General features: G+C 74.2%; 16 protein-coding genes. 9 read left to right on the plus strand and 7 right to left on the minus strand.

Going from position 1 to position 17,698, the window contains the following annotated elements; all coding sequences use genetic code 11:
• Positions 1–18: 18 nt before the first annotated feature.
• The 3 genes from ACFYU0_RS27090 to ACFYU0_RS27100 all read right to left on the minus strand — a co-directional run bounded on the left by ACFYU0_RS27090 (position 19) and on the right by ACFYU0_RS27100 (position 2,878).
• Positions 19–702, minus strand: a complete 684-nt coding sequence (locus tag ACFYU0_RS27090) for a pseudouridine synthase (protein ID WP_389304817.1) — start codon at positions 700–702, stop codon at positions 19–21.
• A gap of 364 nt (positions 703–1,066) precedes the next feature.
• Positions 1,067–1,915, minus strand: coding sequence for a siderophore-interacting protein (locus ACFYU0_RS27095; RefSeq protein WP_351664078.1), 849 nt, complete (start codon positions 1,913–1,915; stop codon positions 1,067–1,069).
• Positions 1,916–1,957: 42 nt separating this feature from the next.
• Positions 1,958–2,878, minus strand: coding sequence for a 5'-3' exonuclease H3TH domain-containing protein (locus ACFYU0_RS27100; protein ID WP_389304711.1), 921 nt, complete (start codon positions 2,876–2,878; stop codon positions 1,958–1,960).
• Between the two features lie 123 nt (positions 2,879–3,001).
• Here ACFYU0_RS27100 and ACFYU0_RS27105 point away from each other — a divergent pair, with 123 nt between their 5' ends.
• The 4 genes from ACFYU0_RS27105 (at position 3,002) to ACFYU0_RS27120 (ending at position 7,597) form a co-directional block, all read left to right on the plus strand.
• Positions 3,002–4,081, plus strand: a complete 1,080-nt coding sequence (locus ACFYU0_RS27105; protein WP_389304713.1) for a glycine betaine/L-proline ABC transporter ATP-binding protein — start codon at positions 3,002–3,004, stop codon at positions 4,079–4,081.
• Positions 4,074–5,885 carry an ABC transporter permease/substrate binding protein gene (locus ACFYU0_RS27110; protein ID WP_389304715.1) on the plus strand — a complete coding sequence of 604 codons (1,812 nt, stop codon included), beginning with the start codon at positions 4,074–4,076 and terminating at the stop codon, positions 5,883–5,885. The genes ACFYU0_RS27105 and ACFYU0_RS27110 overlap by 8 nt, the downstream gene beginning before the upstream one ends.
• 411 nt (positions 5,886–6,296) lie before the next feature.
• The gene (locus ACFYU0_RS27115) at positions 6,297–6,869 is read left to right on the plus strand and encodes a helix-turn-helix domain-containing protein (RefSeq protein ID WP_143635319.1); all 573 of its coding nucleotides are present in this window, start codon (positions 6,297–6,299) and stop codon (positions 6,867–6,869) included.
• A gap of 8 nt (positions 6,870–6,877) precedes the next feature.
• A complete protein-coding gene (locus tag ACFYU0_RS27120) occupies positions 6,878–7,597 on the plus strand; it encodes a helical backbone metal receptor (protein ID WP_389304818.1) in 720 nt (239 codons plus the stop codon).
• Here the strand turns inward: ACFYU0_RS27120 and ACFYU0_RS27125 are convergent.
• Entirely contained in the window at positions 7,509–8,666 is a 1,158-nt protein-coding gene (locus ACFYU0_RS27125; protein WP_389304717.1) for a TDT family transporter, read from the minus strand. The genes ACFYU0_RS27120 and ACFYU0_RS27125 overlap by 89 nt on opposite strands.
• A gap of 70 nt (positions 8,667–8,736) precedes the next feature.
• On the opposite strand from ACFYU0_RS27125, the gene ACFYU0_RS27130 reads away from it, so the two are divergent.
• Positions 8,737–9,666, plus strand: coding sequence for a LysR family transcriptional regulator (locus ACFYU0_RS27130; protein WP_351664068.1), 930 nt, complete (start codon positions 8,737–8,739; stop codon positions 9,664–9,666).
• Between the two features lie 198 nt (positions 9,667–9,864).
• Here ACFYU0_RS27130 and ACFYU0_RS27135 read toward each other — a convergent pair whose 3' ends face one another.
• Positions 9,865–10,557, minus strand: coding sequence for a gamma-glutamyl-gamma-aminobutyrate hydrolase family protein (locus tag ACFYU0_RS27135; RefSeq protein ID WP_389304819.1), 693 nt, complete (start codon positions 10,555–10,557; stop codon positions 9,865–9,867).
• 67 nt (positions 10,558–10,624) lie between these two features.
• Positions 10,625–11,377, minus strand: a complete 753-nt coding sequence (locus ACFYU0_RS27140) for an FCD domain-containing protein (protein WP_351664066.1) — start codon at positions 11,375–11,377, stop codon at positions 10,625–10,627.
• Positions 11,378–11,474: 97 nt separating this feature from the next.
• On the opposite strand from ACFYU0_RS27140, the gene ACFYU0_RS27145 reads away from it, so the two are divergent.
• From ACFYU0_RS27145 to ACFYU0_RS27160, 4 genes are read left to right on the plus strand one after another with little or no spacing between them, the layout of a single operon-like run.
• On the plus strand, positions 11,475–12,833 hold the full coding sequence (locus ACFYU0_RS27145) for a glutamine synthetase family protein (RefSeq protein WP_351664064.1): 1,359 nt from the start codon (positions 11,475–11,477) through the stop codon (positions 12,831–12,833).
• 26 nt (positions 12,834–12,859) lie between these two features.
• Entirely contained in the window at positions 12,860–14,233 is a 1,374-nt protein-coding gene (locus tag ACFYU0_RS27150) for an aldehyde dehydrogenase family protein (protein WP_389304718.1), read from the plus strand.
• Entirely contained in the window at positions 14,230–15,012 is a 783-nt protein-coding gene (locus ACFYU0_RS27155; RefSeq protein WP_351664060.1) for a 3-oxoacyl-ACP reductase, read from the plus strand. The genes ACFYU0_RS27150 and ACFYU0_RS27155 overlap by 4 nt, the downstream gene beginning before the upstream one ends.
• 26 nt (positions 15,013–15,038) lie before the next feature.
• Complete coding sequence (locus ACFYU0_RS27160) at positions 15,039–16,268, plus strand: haloacid dehalogenase-like hydrolase (protein ID WP_389304719.1); 1,230 nt, start codon at positions 15,039–15,041, stop codon at positions 16,266–16,268.
• A gap of 39 nt (positions 16,269–16,307) precedes the next feature.
• Here the strand turns inward: ACFYU0_RS27160 and ACFYU0_RS27165 are convergent, their stop codons facing one another.
• Positions 16,308–17,510: an amino acid deaminase/aldolase gene (locus tag ACFYU0_RS27165; RefSeq protein WP_389304720.1), complete on the minus strand. Its 1,203-nt coding sequence runs from the start codon at positions 17,508–17,510 to the stop codon at positions 16,308–16,310.
• Between the last annotated feature and the right edge of the window lie 188 nt (positions 17,511–17,698).

The following is a 17,698-nucleotide window of genomic DNA, read 5'->3' on the forward strand; positions in this document are numbered from 1 at the left end:
GGGCGGTGAGCGGGACCGCTACGGCTCCTGCCCGGCCCACGCGGCCGGGCAGGACCACGCCCGCAGGGTCCGCCCGCTGGCGAAGGCGTGCCGCGCTCCGGTGACCGGGTCGGTGAACTCCAGGCGGCGGGCCAGCAGTTGCAGCGGGCGGCGGAAGTCGCCTGGCGGCACCGGGCCGGTCACCTCCGGGTACAGCGGGTCGCCGAGGATGGGCACGCCCAGCGCGTTCAGATGGACTCGGAGCTGGTGGGTCTGCCCGGTCTCGGGCAGCAGCCGGTACCGGCCCAGACCGTCCCGGTGCTCGGCCAGCTCCACCCGGGTCACCGCGTTCGGCTCGCCCTCGACCTCCCGCGCCGCCTGCACCCCGCGCTCCTTGACGATCCGGCTGCGCACGGTGCGGGGCAGCACGAGCGCCGGATCGTACGGGGCCACGGCCTCGTACTCCTTGCGCACCCGCCGGTCCCGGAACAGCGTCTGGTAGGCGCCGCGCTCCTCGGGCCGCACCGTGAACAGCACCAGACCGGCGGTGAGCCGGTCCAGCCGGTGCGCGGCGGTCAGCGACGGCAGGCCGAGCTCGTCGCGGAGCCGGGCGAGAGCGGTCTGGGCAACGTGCGAACCGCGCGGTGTGGTGGCGAGGAAGTGCGGTTTGTCGGCCACGACGATGTGCTCGTCCCGGTGCACCACCTCCAGCGGGAAGGGCACCGGAACCTCGGCGGGCAGTTCGCGGTGGAACCACACGAACGTCCCCGCCCGGTAGGGCGCTTCCGGTTCGACCGGCCTCCCGTCGGCGCCGACGAAGAGCCCCGCGTCGAGCATGGCCTCGACGGTGCCGGGCCCGGCGCCCGTCAGCCGCGCCACGAGGTGCTCCCGCACGGTCGCCCACTCCCCGCCGTGCGGCAGCCGCAGCCGTACCGGGTCGACGCCGTGGCGCTGGGGGAGCGGGGCGGGCGGGGGCGGGGTGCGGCGTCTCACGAGGTCAAGCGTACGAGCGCGGCGGGAGGGCCGGTCACCTCCGGTCGCGCGCCGGGCGGCCGGGGGCGGCGGCCGGTCGCCGGCGCGGACCGGCTCAGGCGGCAGCCGCGGCGCCGCCCTCCTGCTCGGCCTCGATCCGGGCGTTCCACTCCCGCTTGGAGGCCTGCCAGCCGTCCTCGTTGTGGCCGAGGCGCCAATAGCCGGAGATCGACAGGTCCTCGCGCGGGATCTGCAGCTCGACCCGGAGCATCCGGCGCAGCTCCTTCACGAACGCCGCCTCGCCGTGCACGAAGGCGTGCGGCCGGCCCTCGGGGAACCGCAGCGCCCGTACGGCCTCGACCAGGGCCTGACCCACCGGCCGGTCCCCGCGGTGCAGCCAGACGACCTCCACGTCGGAGTCGATCTTCTGCTCCTCCTCGGGCCCAGCCACCTCCACGAAGGCGTGCGCGCGGGCGCCGGCCGGCAGCGTCTCCAGGGCGCGGGCGATCGCGGGCAGCGCGCTCTCGTCGCCGGCGAGCAGATGCCAGTCCGCACCGGCGTCCGGGGCGTAGGCGCCGCCGGGGCCGATGAAGCGCACCGTCTCGCCGGGGCGCGCCCGCAGGGCCCAGGGCCCGGCCAGGCCCTCGTCGCCGTGGATCACGAAGTCCAGCGTCAGCTCGAGGTGCTCGGGATCCCAGGCGCGCACGGTGTACGTCCGGGTCACCGGCCACTGCTCGCGCGGGAACTCCGCCCGAACGCGCTCCAGGTCGAAGGGCTCGGGATAGGTGACGCCCTCGGGGCCGAACAGCAGCTTCACGTAGTGGTCGGTGCAGGTGTCCGCGGCGAAGTCGGCGAGGCCCTCGCCGCCGAGCACCACGCGCTGCATGTGCGGGGTCAGCCGCTCGGTCCGCACCACCTGGGCGGTATAGGGCTTGCGCGGCTTTCGTCCCGGACGCTCTGCCATCACGGCCTCCTGCTGCATTGGTTAGGTTTACCTAAGTTAGCATCACGAACCGAGCGTCGTCAGCAGTCTCCCGAGGGAGCCGCCCAGCCCCCAGCGCGCCGCCAGCGCCTCCAGGGCCGCCGGGTCGCGCGGGGCGCGCGGCAGGGCGGTGTCCACGTCCGGCAGCGGGACGTCACCGGCCACCCGCACCACCTCCGGCGCCACGGCCACGTACGGCCGGGCCTCGGTCAGCCGCTTGCGCTGCGACGGCGTGAGCCTCGCCCGCGGGTCGTCGACCGCCGCCATGATCCCCGCCAGGTCGCCGAACTCGGCGAGCAGCTTGGCGGCCGTCTTCTCGCCGATCCCGGGCACGCCCGGCAGGCCGTCGCTCGGGTCGCCGCGCAGCAGCGCCAGGTCCGCGTACCCGCGCCCGTCGACCCCATACTTCTCGCGCAGCACCGCCTCGTCGGTGAGCTGCAGGGTGCCGACGCCCTTCAGCGGGTAGAGCACCCGGACGCCGCGCTCGTCGTCGACGAGCTGGTACAGGTCGCGGTCACCGGTGACGATGTCGACGGGGCCGTCGGCCCGCGCGGTGAACGTGCCGATGACGTCGTCCGCCTCGTACCCCGCGACCCCCACCCGGGCGATGCCGACCGCGTCCAGCACCGCCTCGATGACCGGCACCTGCGGGGAGAGGGTGTCCGGCACCTCCTCCTCGTCCGGCGCGCCCTCGTGCTCCTCGGCGACCCGGTGCGCCTTGTACGTCGGGATCAGGTCCACCCGCCACTGCGGCCGCCAGTCGGCGTCCATGCAGGCCACCAGCCGCTGCGGCCGGTGGTCCTTCACCAGCCGGTCGATGAAGTCCAGCAGTCCGCGCACCGCGTTCACCGGGGTGCCGTCCGGCGCCCTGACGGAGTCGGGCACGCCGAAGTAGGCGCGGAAGTAGAGCGAGGCGGTGTCGAGGAGCATGAGTCGTCCGGTCACGCTCGCATCATGCCGTACGGCACTGACACGGCCCCGTTGTGACCTAAGACACTTAAAAGTTTGACCAATGAGGATCTGGGGAGGCGCGGCTTCTGTCATGTACGGCCGAGACGAGAGGCACGCGTGCAACCAAGGCTTGAGGCCGAGCGCCTGTTCAAGGTGTTCGGCAGACGACCGGACCAGGCAGTGGAGAAACTGCGCGGGAGCACCGACCGCGAGGAGCTGCGCGCCGACGGCACCACCGCCGCCGTGATCGACGCCTCCTTCCAGGTCGAGGCGGGTGAGATATTCGTCGTCATGGGTCTGTCGGGCTCCGGCAAGTCCACCCTGCTGCGGATGCTCAACGGTCTGCTCGAGCCGACCGCCGGCCGCGTCCGCTTCGACGGCCAGGACCTCACCGGGCTCGGCGACCGCGAACTGCGCGAACTGCGTTCGAAGAAGATCAGCATGGTCTTCCAGCACTTCGCGCTCTTCCCGCACCGCAGCGTCCGCGACAACGCCGCCTACGGCCTGTCCGTGCAGGGCGTGCCCCGCGCCGAGCGCGAGCGCCGCGCCGACGAGGCGCTCGCCCTGTGCGGTCTGGCCGGCTGGGAGGACTCCTGGCCCGACGAGCTGTCGGGCGGCATGCAGCAACGCGTCGGCCTCGCCCGCGCCCTGGCCACCGACGCGGACCTGCTGCTGATGGACGAGTCCTTCAGCGCCCTCGACCCGCTGATCCGCCGCGACATGCAGGACCAGCTGCTGGAGCTGCAGAAGACCCTGAAGAAGACCATCGTCTTCATCACCCACGACCTCAACGAGGCCATGCGCCTCGGCGACCGCATCGCCGTCATGCGCGACGGCCGGATCGTCCAGACCGGCACCGCCGAGGACATCCTGCTGCGCCCGGCGGACGACTACGTCGCCTCCTTCATCCAGGACGTCGACCGCTCCCGGGTGCTGACCGCCGCGTCGGTGATGGACACCGACGTCCGCGGCGACGAGGCCGACTGCGGCTGCGAGACGGCCGCCCCGGACACGCCCTTCACCGAGCTGTGCGCCATCAGCGCCCGCCTCAGCCACCCGGTCGCCGTCCTGGACGCCGGGCGCGAGCTGGTCGGCGTCGTGCCGCGCCGGCGCCTGGTCGGCCTCCTCGGCGACGAACAGGGCGACCCCACCGCCTGCGACAACGACAACGGCGGAAAGGTGATCGCCCGTGCCTAGGATCCCTCTCGGCGACTGGGTCGACTCCGGTGTCAACTGGCTCGTCGACCACCTGTCCTGGCTCTTCGACGCGATCCGCGCGGTCATGGAGGGCATGTACGACGGCATCGACGCCGTCCTCGCCGCGCCCGAGCCGCTGCTCATGGCCGGCATCCTCGGGGTGATCGCCTGGTGGCTGCGCGGTCTGCTCGGCGGCGTCCTCGCCTTCGCCGGGTTCGCGCTGGTCGACTCGCTGGACCTGTGGGACCGGGCGATGTCCACGCTGGCCCTGGTCCTGGTGGCCACGGTGATCGCCCTGGTGATCTCCATCCCGCTGGGCATCTGGGCCGCCCGCTCCAAGACGGTCAGCGCGGTCGTGCGGCCCGTCCTGGACCTGCTCCAGACGATGCCGTCGATGGTGCTGCTGATCCCCGCCATGCTCTTCTTCGGTCTCGGCACCGCCGCGGGTGTCGTCGCCACCCTGATCTTCGCGCTCGCCCCCGGCGTCCGCATGACCGAGCTGGGCATCCGGCAGGTCGACGCCGAACTGGTCGAGGCGGCCGAGGCGTTCGGCACCACGCCGCGCGACACCCTGTGGCGCGTGCAGCTCCCGCTGGCCCTGCCGACCATCATGGCCGGCGTCAACCAGGTGATCATGCTGGGCCTGTCCATGGTCGTCATCGCGGGCATGGTCGGCACCGGCGGCCTCGGCGGCGCGGTCAACGAGGCCATCGGCCGGGTCGACATCGGCTACGGCTTCGAGGCGGGCGTCGGCATCGTCGTCCTCGCCATCTACCTGGACCGGGTCACCAGCGCCCTCGGCACCCAGCTCTCCCCGCTCGGCCGCAGGGCCGCCGCCAAGACCCGGACGACCGCCTGGTCGTACCGGCCGCGCCCGGTGGTCGCCGTCGCCGGTGTGGTCGCCCTCGCGCTCGTCGCGGGCGGTCTGGGCGTCTTCGGGTCCTCCGGCACCTCCGAGGCCTCCGGCACCGACATCGGCCAGGGCAAGGAGATCAACCTCGGCTACATCCCCTGGGACGAGGGCATCGCCTCCACGTTCCTGTGGAAGGAGCTCCTGGAGCAGCGCGGCTTCAAGGTGAACACCACCCAGTACGCGGCCGGCCCCCTCTACACCGGCCTCGCCACCGGACAGATCGACTTCGAGACCGACTCCTGGCTGCCCACCACGCACGCCGAGTACTGGAAGAAGTACGGCGACAAGCTGGACGACCTCGGCAAGTGGTACGGCCCCACCTCGCTGGAGCTGACCGTCCCGTCCTACGTGAAGGACGTGAACTCCCTGGCGGACCTGAAGGGCCACGCCTCCGAGTTCGGCGGCAGGATCGTCGGCATCGAGCCCAGCGCCGGCATGATGGGCCTGCTCAAGGACAAGGTCCTGGGTCGGTACGGCCTGAAGGGCGAGTACCAGGTCGTCGACGGCTCCACGCCCGCGATGCTCGCCGAGCTTAAGCGCGCCTACGGCAAGAAGCAGCCGGTCGTCGTCACCCTGTGGTCGCCGCACTGGGCGTACAGCGACTACGACCTGAAGAAGCTGAAGGACCCCGAGGGCGCCTGGGGCAAGGGCGACGGGGTGCACACCCTCGCCCGCAAGGGCTTCGCCGAGGACAACCCCGAGGTCGGCGCCTGGCTGAAGAACTTCTCGATGACCGAGGAGCAGCTCACCGGGCTGGAGGCGCAGATCCAGAAGGCGGGCAAGGGCAAGGAGCAGGACGCCGTCCGCGCCTGGCTGAAGCGGCATCCGGGCCAGGCCGACAAGTGGGCTCCGATCGACCGCAAGGGCGTCTCGAGCCAGGCGGCCGGGTGACCTGACCCTTCCGACCGCCGCCCGAGGGGTGGGCGCCGCGCGCACGTCCGTGGACGTGCCCCCGGCGCCCACCCCTCGCGGTTTCCCCGGGCCCCGGCACCGCTTCGTGGCCGCACCGACGCCCCCAGGTCCCTCCACGGTAAGGATCCGGCCAACCACGGAGGGTCATGACCCCCGCCGCGGCGGAACATCGGGGGCCGTCCGGGCCTTGGAACAAGCAAGACCCGTCCCGCACCGCGGCGCCGCAGTGGCGTGAACCGTGGGGGTGCGGGCCCACCGGCGTGTCGGGGATGTGACAGGCGCGTGAAACGGTTTGCCGAACATGCGTAGGGTGCAGACAACTCCTCAGGGAACCGTCCGGCGACGGACGTCCGGCAGGCGGCACGACGAGTGAAGGAGGGAGCCGGAGCGATGGGCGACCACAAAGAGCAGCAGCCCGTGCGGGTGGGCGCGGCCGTACGGCGGCGGCGTCGCGCGCTGGAGCTGACTCTCGCCGTCGTGGCCGAGCGCACCGGCCTCTCGGTGCCCTTCCTCAGCCAGGTCGAGAACGACAAGGCCCGCCCGAGCCGCGGTTCCCTGGAGAAGCTGGCCGACGCCCTGCGCACCACGGCCGTGGAACTCCTCGCCGCCGCCGACCCGGCCGCCAGCGTGGACGTCGTGCGCGCCGAGCCCGTCACCGAGTCGGACTTCCTGCCCCGCACCCGCTCCCTGGTGCGCGGCCACCACCAGTTGCACGCCTCGGAGTTCACCGGCGACCACGACGCGGGCCGCGAGTTCCAGCACCGCAACGACGAGCTGATGTACGTCGCCGACGGCGCCGTCGAGATCGAGGCCGAGGGCCGCGCCTACCGGCTGGGCCGCGGCGACACCCTGTACCTGACCGGCGGGGTCCGCCACCGCTGGCGCGCGACGGTCCCGGACACCCGGGTGATCGTGGTGGCCGTCGCCGAGCACATCGAGGCCGTGCAGGACCGGGCGCGCTAGCCGCCGTGGTGCGCGTCGTCTCGCTGGTGCCCTCGCTGACCGAGGCGGTGGCCCGCACGCTGCCCGGCGTGCTCGCCGGGGTCACCGACTGGTGCACCCACCCGCCGGACATCGGAGCCGCCCGGATCGGCGGCACCAAGAACCCCGCCGTCGACCGGATCATCGCCCTCGCCCCCGATCTGGTGGTCGCCAACGAGGAGGAGAACCGCGCCCCGGACCTCGACGCACTGAAGGCCGCGGGTCTGGAGGTGCTGGTCACCGAGGTGCGCACGGTGCCCCAGGCCTTCCGCGAGCTGGACCGGGTGCTCACGGCGTGCGGCGCCCCGTCCCGGCCCCGCTGGCTGGACGAGGCGGAGGCGGCCTGGGCGGACCCGCCCGGCCCCCCGGCCCGGACGACGGCGGTCGTGCCCGTCTGGCGGCGCCCCTGGATGGTGCTCGGCCGGGACACCTTCGCGGGCGACGTGCTGGACCGGCTCGGCGTGCGTCACCTGTACGCCGGCCACCCCGACCGCTACCCCAGGGTGCCCCTCGCGGAACTGGTGGCGGCCGGCCCGGACCTCGTCGTCCTGCCGGACGAGCCCTACCGCTTCGGCGCCGGGGACGGCCCCGAGGCCTTCCCGGGCCTGCGCTGCGCACTCGTCAGCGGACGCCACCTGACCTGGTACGGACCCTCGCTTGTCGAGGCGCCGCGGGTGCTGGGCGGGGCGCTTCGGGCAGCTCTCCGCTGAGCAGCCCGCGCACCGTACCCGACGCGGCCGCCAGCCAGGCGGCGACCAGCAGCCCGTACAGAGCGGTGGCCAGCGCGTCGTACGCCGCGAGCCCGGTGCGCCCGGCCAGGGAGGCGGCGCCGGTGACGCAGGTGCCCACCGGGAAGGTGAACGCCCACCAGGTCATCGAGAAGCCCATGCCGCGCCGCCGGGCCCGCACCACGTGCGCCGAGGCGAGCGCCAGCCACAGCAGCGCGAAGCCCATGACCGGCACCCCGTACAGCACCGCGAACACGCCCAGCCCGCGGTCGTAGGGCGCCGGTACCACCCCGGGGGCCGCGTCCGCGATCACGCCGACGGCGGTGGTGGACTGCCCGAGCGGGCCGAGGACCAGGAACAGGCCCGGGGTCAGCGCGAGCGGCAGCGGACCGGAGACCAGCGGCCGGGCGAAGACCAGCGGCAGCGTCGCCAGCGTCGCCAGCAGGCTCAGCCCGAACATCGCGAAGCACCCCAGCAGCAGCGTCTCCCGCGGCTGCCCCGGCGGCAGCAGCGGCACCAGGCGCGGGCCGGCCGCGGCGGACACCATCGGCGCCACGAGCGGCAGCAGCCAGACCGGGCCGGCCTCGCGGGGCTCGCCCCGGTGGTGCGCCGCCATCAGATACGGCACGGCGACGGCGGCCGCGAGCCCCACCGCCGTGCCGGCGGTGAACAGAACCGCGTCGAGCGCCAGCGCGGGGCCGGTGCCGATCCAGTCCCGGCCGGCCGCCGCCGCACCGCCGCCCACCGCCAGCAGGGCCATGGCCAGGCAGCCGTAGAAGGGCGCCACGGCCGGGTCCAGGAGGTGGGCGCGGGCCCGGTCCCGGTGGTGCGTCCAGTGCAGGGCGCGAGCGGCCAGCAGGGCCGCCAGCGCGACGAGGGACAGCGCCCACAGCGCGGTGCACACCGTGCGCAGCCCGGGAACGTGCACGGGGAGCGCGGCGCCCGCCGTGCCGACGACCGAGGTTCCCATGACGGAGGCGTACCAGTGGGGGCCGAGGTGCCGGACCCGGACGGCACGCGCGGTGGGCAGGGAGTGGGCTGCGATGACCATGACCGTACGATCCCGCCGCCGGCCCCCTCCGACCAGGGAGTCCCCGTGTATGGGGGCATAAGCTGGTCTTATGAGCGAGCGGAACACGACGGACGACGGCCTGCCCGGCGGCTCGCTGGCGCACCGGGTGCCCGACCTCGGCGCGCTGGAACTCCTGCTCGCCGTGGCGCGGCTGGGCAGCCTCGGCGCGGCCGCCCGGGAGGTGGGCATCACCCAGCCGGCCGCCAGCAGCCGGCTGCGCTCGATGGAGCGGCAGCTCGGCGTGGCCCTGGTCGACCGCTCGCCGCGCGGTTCCCGCCTCACGGACGCGGGCGCCCTGGTGACGGACTGGGCCCGCCGGGTGGTGGAGGCGGCGGCCGCCTTCGACGCGGGCGCGCGGGCGCTGCGCGACCGGCGGGACTCCCGGCTCAGGGTCGCGGCGAGCATGACCATCGCCGAGTACCTGCTGCCGGGCTGGCTGCTCGCCCTGCACGCCGAACGGCCCGACACCGCGGTGTCCCTGCTCGCGGGCAACTCCGCGAAGGTCGCGGAACTCCTCCTGGACGGCGAGGCGGACCTGGGGTTCGTGGAGGGCCTGACGGTGCCGCCGGGCCTGGACTCGGCGGTGATCGCCCGGGACCGCCTGATCGTCGTCACGGCGCCCGGCCACCCCTGGGCCCGCCGGCGGCGCCCGCTCACCCCGTCCGAACTGGCGGCCACCCCGCTGATCCTGCGCGAACGCGGCTCCGGCACCCGCCAGGTGCTGGACACGGCGCTCGGCGGTCTGGCCCGGCCGCTGATCGAGCTGTCCTCCACCACGGCGGTGAAGGCCTCGGCGGTGAGCGGCGCCGGCCCGTCGGTGCTGAGCGAGCTGGCGGTGGGGGAGGAGCTGGCGATGCGGCGCCTGGTGCGCATCCCGGTCGAGGGCGTCGCCCTGCGCCGCGAACTGCGCGCGGTGTGGCCGACGGGCCACCGGCCCACCGGACCGGCACGCGAACTGCTGTCGCTGACGCGGGGCTAGGTCGTGTCCGCGAAGTCGCGTCGTTCGCCCGCAGGGCGGGCGTCGCGGCGTCCGGTGCGTGCTCTGGGGGTCCCCCCGGCCGAAGGCTGGGGGAGTGCCGGCCGGATGCCCTCGTACTGGGTGTACTCGGGCTTTCGGCCGGTGCGGCGAGAGTGCGTGCCGGGCGTCGTGACGCAGACGCGACTTCGCGGGCACGGCCTAGCGGGCCGGGCCGGCTCCGGACGCGGCGGCCCGCACCAGTGCCCGCATGACCCGGGTGTCGTCCCCCATCTCCGGGTGCCACTGGACCCCGAGCACCCACCCCTCCCGCGGCGGCAGCTCGACCGCCTCCACCGTCCCGTCCGCCGCGTGCGCGGAGGGCGTCAGCCCCGCGCCGAGCCGCTCCACCGCCTGGTGGTGGTACGTCGGCACGGTCACCTCCTCGGGCACGATCCCGGCGTAGAGGGTCCCCGGCACGGGCTTCACCGGATGCCCGCCGAAGACGCCGACCAGCTCCGCGTGCCCGTCCAGGTGCTGCACCAGCGTGCCGCCGCGGGCGACGTTGAGCAGCTGCATGCCCCGGCAGATCCCCAGCAGCGGCACCCGGGCGGCCAACGCCGCCCCGATCAGGGCCAGTTCCCAGGCGTCCCGCTCCGGCGCGGGCGGTCCGGTCCGGGGGGACCGCTCGGCGCCGTAGCACGCCGGGTCGACGTCCGGGCCGCCCGCGACGACCAGCCCGTCCAGCCGGGCCACCAGGGCGGCGGCCCGCGCGGGCTCGTCCGGCGGCAGCATGGCGGCCAGCCCGCCGGCCCGCTGCACCAGCCGCGGATACGCGGCCGGCAGCAGCGCGGCCGCCAGCTCCCACACCCCCCACCGCGCGCCCTGCTCCAGATACGTGCTCACACCGATCAGCGGCCGCACCGGCCCACCGCCCTTCCCGGGACGCAAAGGTCCCCCATAGCACCTTTGCGGAGGCCGGTCATGCCAGGAACCCCCGCAGCAGCGCCGCCGTGCCCGCGCAGTGCTCGCGCATCGTCTCCCGCGCCCCGTCCGCGTCCCCGTCCAGCACCGCCTCGACCAGCGCGGTGTGCTGCCGCTGCGAGTGCTCCAGGTTGCGCACCAGCAGCGGGATGCAGTCCAGCAGGTCGTTGACGCTCGCCCGCACCGCCGCGTACCGGGCGGCCAGCGACGGCGAACCGCACAGCTCGGCCAGCGTCAGGTGCAGCAGCGTGTCCCGCCGCCGGTACTCGGCGAGCGGGGCCTCGTGGGTGCGGTGCAGGGCCTCGCGCAGCCGCCCTGCCTGATCCGGGGTCAGCCCGTGCGCCGCGCACAGCCCCGCCGCGCCCACCTCCAGCACCTCGCGGAAGCGCAGCACGTCCTCGATGTCCACCTCGGCGATCCGCCGCCGCAGCTCGTCCTCGCCGCCGGCGTCCGCGCGCGGCAGCACGAACGTGCCGCCGTAGCGTCCGCGCCGCGACTCCACGAGGCCCTGGTCCTGCAGCACCTTCAGCACCTCGCGCAGCGTCACCCGGCTGATGCCGAGCCGCTCCGCCAGCTCCCGTTCGGCGGGCAGCCGCCCGCCGTCCGGCACCAGGCCGAGCCGTACCACCTGGAGGATCTGCTCCAGCGCCTCCTCGAAGCCGTTGCCCGCCCGCACCGGACGCAGCACCGGGGCGAGCCGGTCCCGCGCGGCCCGCTCCCGCGCCCCCCGCGCGTCCGTCTCCCGAGGCATCCCGGTCGTGCCCCCTTCCCAGGCAATGGTTCCCGGCAATACCTTATGGCTCCCGGTCCGGCCGAAAAAGTGCCGTACAGCCGAAGGAGGATCTCCCGTGGCAGACCGCACACCCCCACTGAGCGTCGAGGAGCTGCGCGCCCTCGTCGCCGGCGGTGAGATCGACACGGTCGTCCTGGCCTTCCCCGACATGCAGGGGCGGTTGCAGGGCAAGCGGTTCGCCGCCCGCTTCTTCCTCGACGAGGTCCTGCACCACGGCTCCGAGGGCTGCAACTACCTCCTCGCCGTGGACACCGAGATGAACACGGTCGACGGCTACGCGATGTCCTCCTGGGACCGCGGTTACGGCGACTTCGCCATGCACCCCGACCCCGCCACCCTGCGCCGCGTCCCCTGGCACCCCGGCACCGCCCTGCTCGTCGCCGACCTCGCCTGGAACGACGGCGCCCCGGTCGTCGCCGCGCCCCGCCAGGTCCTGCGCCGCCAGCTCGACCGGCTCGCCGAGCTGGGCTACACCGCGCGGGTCGGCACCGAGCTGGAGTTCATCGTCTTCAAGGACAGCTACGAGCAGGCCTGGGACGCCAACTACCAGGGCCTGACCCCGGCCAACCAGTACAACGTCGACTACTCCATCCTCGGCACCGGCCGCGTCGAGCCCCTGCTGCGCCGGCTGCGCAACGACATGGCGGGCGCCGGCCTGACCGTGGAGTCCGCCAAGGGCGAGTGCAACCCCGGGCAGCACGAGATCGCCTTCCGCTACGACGAGGCCCTGGTCACCTGCGACCAGCACGCCCTGTACAAGACCGGCGCCAAGGAGATCGCCGCGCAGGAGGGCGTCTCGATCACCTTCATGGCCAAGTACGACGAGCGCGAGGGCAACTCCTGCCACATCCACCTCTCGCTCGCCGACGCCGAGGGGAACAACGCCATGGCCGGGCCCGACGGCATGTCCGACGTCATGCGGCACTTCCTCGCCGGGCAGCTCGCCGCCCTGCGCGACTTCTCCCTCCTGTACGCCCCCAACATCAACTCCTACAAGCGGTTCCAGCCCGGCTCCTTCGCGCCCACCGCCGTCGCCTGGGGCCACGACAACCGCACCTGCGCGCTGCGCGTGGTCGGCCACGGCCGCTCCCTGCGCTTCGAGAACCGCCTCCCCGGCGGCGACGTGAACCCCTACCTCGCCGTCGCCGGCCTGGTCGCGGCCGGTCTGCACGGCGTCGAGCAGCGGCTCCAACTGCCCGAGCCCTGCCCGGGCAACGCCTACACCGCGGACTACGAGCACGTGCCCACCACCCTGCGCGAGGCCGCCGAGCTCTGGGAGAACAGCCCCGTGGCCAAGGCCGCCTTCGGCGACGAGGTCGTGGCCCACTACCGGAACATGGCCCGGGTCGAACTGGCCGCCTTCGACGCCGCCGTCACCGACTGGGAACTGCGCCGCTCCTTCGAACGCCTGTGAAGCGAACGCCCGCGAAAGGTCCTCACGTGTCCGAGCCGCACGAACTGCAGGTCCTCAACCCCGCCACCGAAGAGGTCGTCGCCACCGTCCCCGCCGCCGGCGCGCCGGACGTGGACGCCGCCGTCGCACGCGCCGCGCGCGTCCAGCAGAAGTGGGCCGCGCTCCCGCCCGCCGACCGGGCCCGGCTGCTGCGCCGGTTCGCCGACACCGTCGACGGCCGCATCGAGGAACTCGCCCGGCTGGAGGTCCGCGAGGCCGGGCACACCCTCGGCAACGCCCGCTGGGAGGCGGGCAACGCCCGCGACCTGCTGCTGTACGCGGCGGGCGGCGCCGAACGCGTCCTCGGCAGCCAGATCCCGGCGCCCGGGGGCTGGAACGTCACCTTCCACGAACCCCTCGGCGTCGTCGGGGTGATCGCCCCCTGGAACTTCCCCATGCCCATCGCGGCCTGGGGCTCCTTCCCGGCGCTCGCCGCGGGCAACGCCGTCGTCCTCAAACCCGCCGAGACGACCCCGCTGACCGCCCTCCGCCTCGCCGAACTCGCCCTGGAGGCGGGCCTTCCCGAGCACCTGTTCCAGGTGCTGCCCGGCCACGGCCACACCGCCGGACGCGCGCTGGCGGACCACCCGGACGTCGCCAAGATCGTGTTCACCGGCTCCACCGCCACCGGCCGCGAGGTCATGGAGCGCTGCGCCCGGCTGGTCAAGCCGGTCACCCTGGAACTCGGCGGCAAGAGCCCCAACGTCGTCTTCGCCGACGCCGACCTGGAGGCCGCCCTCGACCCCTTCTCCTTCCTGGACAACGCCGGCCAGGACTGCTGCGCCCGCACCCGGATCCTGGTCCAGGAACCGGTGTACGAGCGCGCCCGCGAGTTCCTCGCCGGCGCGCTGGCCTCCGTCGTCGTGGGCGACCCGGCCGACGAGAAGACGCAGATGGGCCCGCTGATCTCCCGCCGGCAACTGGACCGCGTACGGTCGTACGTCCCCGAGGGCGCCGAGGCCCTGCGCGGCGCCGCGCCCGACGGCCCCGGCTTCTGGTTCCCGCCGACCGTGCTCACCGGGGAACGGCCCGGCTCCCCGGCCGTCCGCGAGGAGATCTTCGGCCCGGTCGCCGTCCTGCTGCCCTTCACCGACGAGCAGGACGCGGTCCGCCTCGCCAACGACACCCCCTACGGCCTGTCCGGCTCCGTCTGGACCCGGGACATCGGCCGCGCCCTGCGCGTCTCACGGGCCGTCCAGGCGGGCAACCTGTCCGTCAACTCCCACTCCAGCGTCCGCTACTGGACCCCGTTCGGCGGCTTCAAGCAGTCCGGACTCGGCCGCGAACTCGGCCCCGGCGCACTGACCGCCTTCACCGAGACCAAGAACGTCTTCATCAGCACGGAGGGCTCCGCACAGTGAACGCAGAACACGTCTGCCGCCGCCTCGCCGGCCGCACCGCCGTCGTCACCGGGGCGGGCAGCGGCATCGGCCTCGCCAGCGCCCGCCGGCTCGCCTCCGAGGGCGCGCACGTCGTCTGCGCCGACGTCGACGAGGTCACCGGCAAGGCCGCCGCCGACGAGACCGGCGGACTCTTCGTCCGGACCGACGTCACCGACCCCGGACAGGTCGAGGCGCTGTTCGCCGCCGCCCACGACACCTACGGCAGCGTCGACGTCGCCTTCAACAACGCCGGCATCTCCCCGCCCGACGACGACTCCATCCTGGACACCGGCCTGGAGGCCTGGAGGCGTGTCCAGGAGGTCAACCTCACCTCCGTCTACCTGTGCTGCAAGGCCGCCATCCCGTACATGCGGCGCCAGGGCCGGGGCTCCGTCATCAACACCGCCTCCTTCGTGGCCCGGATGGGGGCGGCCACCTCGCAGATCTCGTACACCGCCTCCAAGGGCGGCGTGCTCGCGATGTCCCGGGAGCTGGGCGTGCAGTTCGCCCGGGAGGGGATCAGGGTCAACGCCCTGTGCCCGGGCCCGGTCGACACCCCGCTGCTGCGGGAGCTGTTCGCGAAGGACCCGGAGCGCGCCGCGCGCCGCCTGGTGCACATCCCCGTCGGGCGGTTCGCCCGGGCCGAGGAGATCGCCGCCGCCGTCGCCTTCCTGGCCAGCGACGACTCCTCCTTCGTCAACGCCACCGACTTCCTGGTGGACGGCGGGATCTCGGGCGCGTACGTCACCCCCCTGTAAGGGGCAGAGGTGTAGGTTCCGCGCATATGCGACAACTTCTCGCGTGGACCCTGGCAGCGGCCGCCGCCCTGGCGGCCGCGCCCACCGCGCCGACGGCGCGCCCCGACTGCCCCCGGCTGACCACCTCCTGGCACGGCGACAACCGCGCCCGCCTGCAACGCGTCGTCGACGCCCGCGGCACCTGCTCCGGCCGCACCGGCGCGGTCGCCGCGTTCGACTGGGACAACACCGTCACCAAGAACGACGTCACCGACGCCACCCTCTCCTGGGCCCTGCGCCACGACCGCCTGCCCCGCCCCGCCCGCTGGAAGGACACCAGCGCCTGGCTGACCGAGGCCGCCGACCGGGCACTGGCCGCCGCCTGCGGCACCGGGGCGGGCACGTCCCTGCGGACCTCGGACCGGCCGCGCTGCACGGACGAGATCCTCGAGATCCGCGAGCACGCCACCACCATGAGCGGCGTCCCGGCCTTCGCGGGCCGCTGGAACCACCGGCGCACGGTCCCGCAGTACGCCTGGGTCCCGCAGCTCTTCGCCGGCCGCACCCCCGCCGAACTCGCCTCCTACGCCCGCGCCGCCCGCCGCGAGGCCCTGGCCGCCCCGGTCGGCGCGACCCGCGTCCTCGGCACCCACACCGTCCCCGCCTACGTCCGCCCCTACGCCCAGATGCGCGACCTCATCCGCACCCTGCACCGCGCCGGATTCCGGGTCTACGTCGTCTCGGCGGGCGTCGAACCCGTCACCGAGGTCTGGTCACGGGGCGTCGGCGTGGACGCGGCGCACACCCTCGCCATCCGCCCGGTCCTGGACCGCCGGGGCCGGATCACCACCCGGACCGAGGGCTGCGGCGCCGTCCCCGCGACCCGGGGAGCGGTGATCCCCTACATCGACGGCAAGCGCTGCTGGATCAACCAGGAGATCTACGGCGTGCGGGGCGCCGCCGCCTGGCAGCGGCAGCCCTGGGAGCGCCGGCCCGCCCTCGCGGCCGGCGACGCCGACACCGACGTCACCTTCGTCGGCGACGCCACCGGCGCCCACCTCGTCATCGACCGCGACAAGCCGGAACTGATGTGCCGGGCCTACGACGACGCCGACCGGCGCTGGCTGGTGAACCCCATGTTCATCGACCCGCTGCCGCGCCGGACCGAGCCGTACCCGTGCTCGACCACCGCCTGGACCGCGCCCGACGGCACGCCCGGACCGGTGCGCCGCGCCGACGGCTCCGTGGTGCCGGACCAGGCCGACCGCGTCCCCTGAGCGTCCCGCCGGCCCGGCTCGGGGGTGCGGCGCACCGGCTCACAGGAAGGTGTGGCCCTCACCGCGGTACGTGGGCACGGCGGCCGTGACCCTGTCGCCCTCGACCAGGTGCAGCACGTCGAACCGCTCGCACAGCTCACCCGCCTTGGCGTGCCGGAACCACACCTTGTCGCCGATCAGCAGGTCGTCGGCGGGCGTGCCGAGCAGCGGGGTCTGCACCTCGCCCGGACCCTCCTGCGGGTCGTACGCCAGACCCTCCGGCAGGTACGGCACGGGCAGCCGGTCCGGGCCTGCGGCGCCCGAGGCCGGATAGCCGCCGCCCAGCACGGTGACGACACCCACGCCCGGCCGCCGCACGACGGGCTGTGCGAACAGGGCCGCCGGACGCCCGGTGAAGGACGTGTAGTTGTCGAAGAGCCGCGGCAGGTAGAGCCCCGAACCGGCCGCGATCTCGGTGACCGCGTCCTCGGCGGCGGTGTGCTGCACACTGCCGGTCCCGCCGCCGTTGACGAACTCCAGGCCGGGCGCCACGGCGCGGACCGCCCGCACCACCGCCGCGCGCCGCTCGGCCAGCTCCCGCCGTGCGGCGGCCTGCATCAGCCGGATCGCCCGCGAGCGCAGCGGCCGCCCGGCCACCGCGTCCCCGACCCCGGCGACATGGCCCTCGTACGCCATGATCCCCACCAGCCGGAAGCCCGGCCGCCGGGCCACCGCCCTTGCCATCTCGGCGAGTTGGGCGGCGGAGTGCAGCGGCGAGCGCCGGGCCCCGACCCGCATCCGGCCGCCCAGCAGCCGCAGCGAGGTGTCCAACTCCAGGCAGACGCGCACCACTTCACGTCCGCCGTCGCGCGCCGCGTCGATCAGGTCGAGCTGGGCCACGTCGTCCACCATCACGGTGACCGCGCCGGCGAGCTTGGGGTACGCGGCCAGCTCCGCGAAACCCGACCGGTCGGCGGACGGATAGGCGAGGAGGACGTCGTCGAACCCCGAGCGCGCCAGCCACAGGGACTCAGCGAGGGTGAACGACATGACGCCCTGGAAACCGTCCCTGGCCAGCACCCGCTCCAGCAGCGCCCGGCAGCGCACGGACTTGCTGGCGACCCGGACCGGCTTGCCGCCGGCCCGGCGCAGGAGGTCGTCCGCGTTCGCGTCGAACGCCTCCAGATCCACGATCGCGAGAGGGGCGTCGAGATGGGCGGTGGCCCGGTCGTAACGGGCCCGGTCGGCGGCGCGCGCAGTCATGACGGAAGCGTGCCAGACAGGATTACCGCAGGGTAGGGGGACGATACGGGCAGATGCCACGGGCTCGTGGACTGGTTCTCGTTCTCTCCCGGACAACCCGTAGAGTGACGCGCACGACGGCGGAACGCTCCCGGCCCCATCGCCTGAACCGGGATGCCGGTCCAGCCGTACGGGTATGCGTGCCCGGA

It is taken from the genome of Streptomyces sp. NPDC003720 (assembly GCF_042875075.1).
Lineage (GTDB): Bacteria > Actinomycetota > Actinomycetes > Streptomycetales > Streptomycetaceae > Streptomyces.

Coding starts and splice junctions, on each gene's coding strand:
- ACFYU0_RS27095 (WP_351664078.1), bottom strand. CDS start 1,915: ATGGCAGAGCGTCCGGGACGAAAGCCGCGCAAGCCCTATACCGCCCAG.
- ACFYU0_RS27115 (WP_143635319.1), top strand. CDS start 6,297: ATGGGCGACCACAAAGAGCAGCAGCCCGTGCGGGTGGGCGCGGCCGTA.
- ACFYU0_RS27125 (WP_389304717.1), bottom strand. CDS start 8,666: ATGGTCATCGCAGCCCACTCCCTGCCCACCGCGCGTGCCGTCCGGGTC.
- ACFYU0_RS27130 (WP_351664068.1), top strand. CDS start 8,737: ATGAGCGAGCGGAACACGACGGACGACGGCCTGCCCGGCGGCTCGCTG.
- ACFYU0_RS27140 (WP_351664066.1), bottom strand. CDS start 11,377: ATGCCTCGGGAGACGGACGCGCGGGGGGCGCGGGAGCGGGCCGCGCGG.
- ACFYU0_RS27160 (WP_389304719.1), top strand. CDS start 15,039: ATGCGACAACTTCTCGCGTGGACCCTGGCAGCGGCCGCCGCCCTGGCG.
- ACFYU0_RS27165 (WP_389304720.1), bottom strand. CDS start 17,510: ATGACTGCGCGCGCCGCCGACCGGGCCCGTTACGACCGGGCCACCGCC.